Origin of the sequence: Mesorhizobium sp. M7A.F.Ca.CA.002.05.1.1 (assembly GCF_003998335.1) — a bacterium.
Lineage (GTDB): Bacteria > Pseudomonadota > Alphaproteobacteria > Rhizobiales > Rhizobiaceae > Mesorhizobium.
Map to the genome: position 1 here is coordinate 1 of NZ_RZQI01000357.1, position 5,689 is coordinate 5,689.

Below are 5,689 nucleotides of genomic sequence, written 5' to 3' on the forward strand. Positions count from 1 at the left end.
TGGCTATATTTGTCAGAACACGCAGAACGCGGACAGCTTCCGAAAAGCAATAATCGGCAGCGCAGGAACTGGAGGAAAAGACGATGACCGCGCCAGGCGATTTACAGCAGGCACTGTTTCTCAGGCTGAAAAGCGATGCATCGCTGTCGGCCTTGCTGGGCGGCGCCGGACTGCTCGAACGGCCAACCGACAATGCCGCTTTTCCGTACGTGACCTGCGGCCAGACCTCCGCTTTCGACTGGGATACGGGCACCGAGAACACCGACGATCAGTTGATTACGCTGCATGTCTGGTCGAAAGCCCATGGCGACGCCGAAACGCTTGCCATCATGGCCGCCATCCAGGCGCGCCTTGCCGACGCAGCATTGGTGATTGGCCCTCGCGGCCAGACACGACTGTCGCTGGAATTCGCCGAAGCCCGCCATGACGAGGATCTGCTCGTCCATCACGGGCTGCTGCGTTTTCGCGCGATAACGCAGGAAAATGCCTGATGCGCTTTCAATATGGTCAAAACCGAGTCTAGACTGGACTTTCGCGGGATTTCACCTGTTCGAGGCGGTGAAATTCCAGGTTGATTGTCTCGCGTTGCAGGGGTGTGGCGAGGATGTTTTCAGCGGCATTCACCGTTCATTTCACGTTCAGCACCGATACGTTACAACGCCGGTCATGAAAACGCTTCGCTCCCACTTCCGAATCGCGACACTGGCGCTTTGTGCTGCCGGGCTGTTCGCGTCGCGGGCGATGGCGATGCCGGTCATCGCGCCGCCCGACCTGGCCAGTCCGATCGTACTGGCGGCGTCCGATTGCTACGCCATCGGCCAGCAGGTGGCCGAGCAGAATGGCGGAACGCTGGCCAAGGCCTCGCAATCGACGCGCGGCGGTCAGCCTGTCTGTGTCATCGTGGTGCTCGTTCCAGGCAAGGACGGACAACGTCCGCGCCGTTCCGAGATCGTCGTTCCGCTGAACTGACCCAATCAACCTTAGGCTACGTTTCCCAGGCCGCCGGAATCGGCCTATATCTGCCCCAGTCTTCAATCTGACAAAGCTCTTCAATCTGACCAAGCCCTTCAATCTGACAAAGCTCTTCAACAGGTATCGAACTCCGCATGCGTGTACTCGTCGTCGAAGATGACAAGGATCTCAATCGGCAGATATCGGATGCGCTGGTCGATGCCGGCTATGTCGTCGACCGCGCCTTCGACGGCGAGGAAGGCCATTTCCTTGGCGACACAGAGCCCTATGACGCGGTCGTGCTCGATATCGGCCTGCCGCAGATGGACGGCATAAGTGTGGTCGAGCGCTGGCGGCGCGGCGGCCGCAAGATGCCGGTGCTGATCCTGACGGCGCGCGACCGCTGGAGCGACAAGGTCTCCGGCATCGATGCCGGCGCCGATGACTACGTCACCAAGCCGTTCCACATCGAGGAGGTGCTGGCCAGGCTGCGGGCCCTGATCCGGCGGGCTGCCGGCCATGCCTCGTCCGAACTGACCTGCGGGCCGCTGCGTCTCGACACCAAGGCCTCCAAGGCCGATGTCGACGGCGTGCCGCTGAAACTGACGTCGCACGAATTCCGCCTGCTCGCCTATCTGATGCACCATATGGGCGAAGTCGTCTCGCGGACCGAACTGGTCGAGCATCTCTACGATCAGGATTTCGACCGCGATTCCAACACCATCGAGGTGTTTGTCGGGCGGCTGCGCAAGAAGATGGGCATCGACATGATCGAAACCGTGCGCGGCATGGGCTACCGCATGCGTGAGCCGGAGGCGTAACTCGGAACCGCTCAAACCAACCGCAAGGACGCCGCTTTCGCTGCGTTTGTGGCCGCGTTCGCTGACGTTCCGCGTTATCGCCTTTTCCACGGTCTGGGCGATCGTGACGCTCGTTGTCATCTTCACCTTGATCACCACCCTATACCGCCAGGCCAGCGAGCGCGGCTTCGACAGCCTGCTTTCGGCGCATCTGTTCAACCTGATCGGTTCGATCGGCATCTCCGATAGCGGGGCGCTGACTGGCGCGCCAGACCTCGGCGACCTTCGGTTCTCGGAGCCGAATTCGGGCTGGTACTGGTCGGTCGAGCCCGCTTCGGAGGGCGTGCATGGCGATCTCCACTCGTCGTCGATGACCACGACGATCCCATCACCGAGCGTTGCCGAGGTGCCGTTCAATGCCAGCTTTCAGCGCAGCTACGCAGCTGAAGGCATCGACGGCGAGCAACTCGAAGTTTTCGAGAGCGAATTCGTTCTCGACGCCAAGAACCGGGCCGCGCGTTTCCGCGTCATGGGCAACCAGAGCGAACTCGAACAGGAAATCGCTACCTTCCAGCGCCGCCTGCTGACCTATCTCAGCCTGTTCGGCGTCGGCATGATCGCCATCAACGCGATCGCCATCCTGCTCGGCCTGCAGCCGCTGCGCCGGGTCAGGAACGCGCTCGCTATGGTGCGCGAAGGCACCGCCCAGAGGCTCGACGGCCGCTTCCCGGCCGAGATCGAACCACTTGCCAACGAAACCAATGCCTTGATCGAAAACAACAGGCGCATCGTCGAGCGGTCGCGAACACAGGTCGGCAATCTCGCCCATTCGCTGAAGACGCCGCTGGCGGTACTGCTCAACGAGGGCCGCGCGCTCGGCGGTGCCAAGGGGCAGCTGATCGCGGAACAGGCCGCTTCCATGCAGAAGCAGGTCGAACACTATCTCCAGCGCGCCCGCGTCGCGGCACAACGCGACAGCGTCGTCTATCGCACGCCGGTGACGCCGCTGGTGCAGCGCATGGTGCGGGTTCTGCAGAAGCTCAATCCGCAGACAAATCTGTCGCTGTCGCTGCCGGCGGCCGAAATCGTCTTCGCCGGCGAGCGCGAGGATCTTGAGGAATTGCTGGGCAATCTCCTTGAAAACGCGATGAAATGGGCAAAGAGCGCGGTGCAGGTTTCGGTCGTGCCCTTGACCGGCAAGGACGACCCGGCCGGCCTGTTCGAGATCAGCATAGAGGATGACGGTCCGGGCATTCCCGAGGACAAGGCGCGCGAGGCTCTGAAGCGGGGACGGCGTCTGGACGAGACGAAGCCCGGAACAGGTCTGGGGCTGGCCATTGTCGCAGACCTTGTCAACGAGTATGGAGGCGTTCTGGCGCTCGAACGGTCCGGTATGGGCGGATTGAAGGCGGTGGTGCGATTGCGGAGCCTTCAGTGATGTTCACCAGGTCCAATCGACATAGAAGGACGGGAGATGTTATTGGCGGCATGTCGATTGGTCCCGCAGTGGCAGCGGCCAAATTTCCGACAAATATCAATACTATGGCCACGCCAACTTCTCCGATGACGCGGCCCCCGGCGCATCCATGGCAGGCTCCCACTCAAGAAAATCGGTTGTTGGCATGAAGATTCGCGTCGCTCTCGTTTCCGCATTGCTGGCCGTTTCCGGCTGCACCACCTTGAGCGGCAAGGGTCCAGCCATAGCAGTGACACCGGCCTCGACACCTCCTTCCAGCGGCAAGGTGACCACGACGATCATTTCGGCGATGGGCGGCGGCCTCATCAGCGGGACGATCGGCAACGGCCTCAGCGAGACCGAGAAGCGCAGCGCGCTCGAGGCTGAATACAAGGCGCTGGAATATACGACCAGCGGCCAGAAGGTGACGTGGAAAGGCGCTCAGGCTTCGCGCTACGGCGAGGTGGTTCCGGCCCAGCCGTACCGCGTCGGTTCGCAGGACTGCCGCCAGTACACGCAGACGGTGTTTTCCGCCGGCGCCGGGGTCACGGCGCGTGGAACCGCTTGCCGCAACGCCGATGGCAGCTGGACGCCGCTGACCTGACGACCGTCTGCCGACGATTGGCGGCTGGCGTCGTCAAAGCGTCGCAGCATGCATCTGTTGGCACGGCAGAGCTCTGCCGGTATTGGAAGAACCATGCTGTTCTGGGTCATAGCCGCCATTCTCACGCTGGGTGCAAGCCTGGCGGTGCTGCTGCCGCTGGCCGCCAGCGCCAAGGGCGCGTCGTCGAGCGGCGAACATGATCTCGAAGTCTATCGGGACCAATTGTCCGAGCTTGACCGCGACGCCGCGCGTGGCTTGATCCAGCCGGCCGAAGCAGCCGAGGCCCGCGCCGAGATCGCTCGCCGCATCATTCGCCTTGACAATGCGGGTACCGCCAGCGGCGCAAACCCTGGCCGAGCGTCGATCACGGCAAGGCTGGTGGCAACCGTAGCCGTGCTGGCGGTGCCGCTGGTCAGTTGGGGGCTCTATGTCAAGCTTGGCTCTCCCGACCTGCCGTCGCAACCGCTCAGCGAGCGGTTGGCCAAGAATCCCGCCGACAGTTCGGTCGACGAGCTGGTGGCGCGGGCCGAAGCCCATCTGGCCGCCAATCCCACTGACGGCAGGGGCTGGGACGTGCTCGCACCGGTCTATCTGCGCATGCAGCGCTTTTCCGACGCGGCGGGAGCCTATCGCAACGCCATTCGGCTCGATGGCGACAGCGCCGTTCGCCAGGCCGGTCTCGGCGAGGCGATCGCCAGCGCGGCAGGCGGCATTGTCTCGGCCGATGCCCAGGATGCCTTCGAGGCAGCCCTGAAGCTCGATCCGGCCAACGCGAAGGCGAGTTTCTACCTGGCCATGGCGTTGGCGCAGGAGGGGCGCGCCAAGGAAGCGACCACGGCATGGCAGGCGATGCTGGGCAGATTGCCGCCGGACTCGCCATGGCGCGGTGCCGTCGAGCAGGCGCTGGCCAAATCCGGAGGCTCCGACGTCGCCTCCAGCGGCGCCAGCAACGGTCCCGATGCCGGCGATGTCGACGCCGCATCCTCGATGTCGCCGCAGGATCGGGAGGCCATGATCAATACGATGGTCGCCGGCCTCGACGACAAACTGCGGCAAAATCCGCGTGATCCGGAAGGATGGATGCGGCTCGTTCGTTCCTATGTCGTGCTCGGCAAGGCCGATCAGGCGCGTGAGGCGCTCGGTCGCGCCATCGCCGTCTTTGGCGCAGACAGTGAGCAGGCGAAGAAATTCACCGCCTTTGCCGCTTCGCTTGGCCTTGCGGCGACGGAGTAGAACAAGACATGACGCGCAAGCAGAAACGATTGTCGGTGATCACGGGCGGGCTGGTCTTTCTGGGTGCCGCGACGGGGCTGACTTTTTACGCGCTTGGCCAGAAGGCCTCCTTTTTCTACATGCCGGCCGATCTCACCACCGCCAGTGTCCAGCCTGGCCAGCGCATCCGGTTGGGTGGATTGGTCGAAAAAGGCACGATCCAGCGCGGGCAGGGGGCAACGGTCGGCTTTTCGGTGACCGACACGCACAAATCGGTCAAGGTCACCTACACCGGCATCCTGCCCGACCTTTTCCGCGAAGAGCAGGGCGTCATCACCGAGGGTACTTTCGGCCCGGACGGGGTTTTTGTTGCCGATAGCGTGCTGGCCAAGCATGATGAGCGCTACATGCCCAAGGAGGTTGCGGACGGCCTCAAGGCCAAGGGCGTCTGGCAGGAGAACAAGAGTGAATAGCTCCGGCAGGAGAGCGACAATGGATCACGGGCATGGTTGAAACCGGACATTTCGCCCTCGTCCTGGCGTTTGCGCTTTCGCTGGTGCAGACGGTGGTGCCGCTGTTTGGCGCGCGCCTGAACAACCAGCGCCTCATGGCCGTCGGCGGTCCGGTCGCGGTGACCGGCTTTGCCTTGACGGCGCTGTCCTTCGC

At 63.1% G+C, this 5,689-nt stretch carries 7 protein-coding genes; all 7 read left to right on the forward strand.

Annotated elements, in window-relative coordinates; all coding sequences use genetic code 11:
- Positions 1–83: 83 nt before the first annotated feature.
- Entirely contained in the window at positions 84–491 is a 408-nt protein-coding gene (locus EN939_RS18500; protein ID WP_127269159.1) for a DUF3168 domain-containing protein, read from the forward strand.
- Positions 492–666: 175 nt separating this feature from the next.
- Positions 667–969: a hypothetical protein gene (locus EN939_RS18505; RefSeq protein ID WP_127269164.1), complete on the forward strand. Its 303-nt coding sequence runs from the start codon at positions 667–669 to the stop codon at positions 967–969.
- Positions 970–1,106: 137 nt separating this feature from the next.
- On the forward strand, positions 1,107–1,772 hold the full coding sequence (locus tag EN939_RS18510; protein ID WP_023812809.1) for a response regulator transcription factor: 666 nt from the start codon (positions 1,107–1,109) through the stop codon (positions 1,770–1,772).
- Positions 1,756–3,189 (forward strand): ATP-binding protein, encoded by a 1,434-nt coding sequence (locus EN939_RS18515; protein WP_127269160.1) that lies wholly within the window; start codon positions 1,756–1,758, stop codon positions 3,187–3,189. Before EN939_RS18510 ends, EN939_RS18515 begins: the two co-directional genes overlap by 17 nt.
- 184 nt (positions 3,190–3,373) lie before the next feature.
- On the forward strand, positions 3,374–3,811 hold the full coding sequence (locus tag EN939_RS18520; RefSeq protein ID WP_127269161.1) for a hypothetical protein: 438 nt from the start codon (positions 3,374–3,376) through the stop codon (positions 3,809–3,811).
- 93 nt (positions 3,812–3,904) lie between these two features.
- Positions 3,905–5,044, forward strand: coding sequence for a c-type cytochrome biogenesis protein CcmI (ccmI, locus tag EN939_RS18525; RefSeq protein ID WP_127269162.1), 1,140 nt, complete (start codon positions 3,905–3,907; stop codon positions 5,042–5,044).
- An 8-nt stretch (positions 5,045–5,052) separates the two neighbouring features.
- The gene (ccmE, locus tag EN939_RS18530) at positions 5,053–5,496 is read left to right on the forward strand and encodes a cytochrome c maturation protein CcmE (protein ID WP_127269163.1); all 444 of its coding nucleotides are present in this window, start codon (positions 5,053–5,055) and stop codon (positions 5,494–5,496) included.
- The last annotated feature ends 193 nt before the right edge of the window (positions 5,497–5,689 follow it).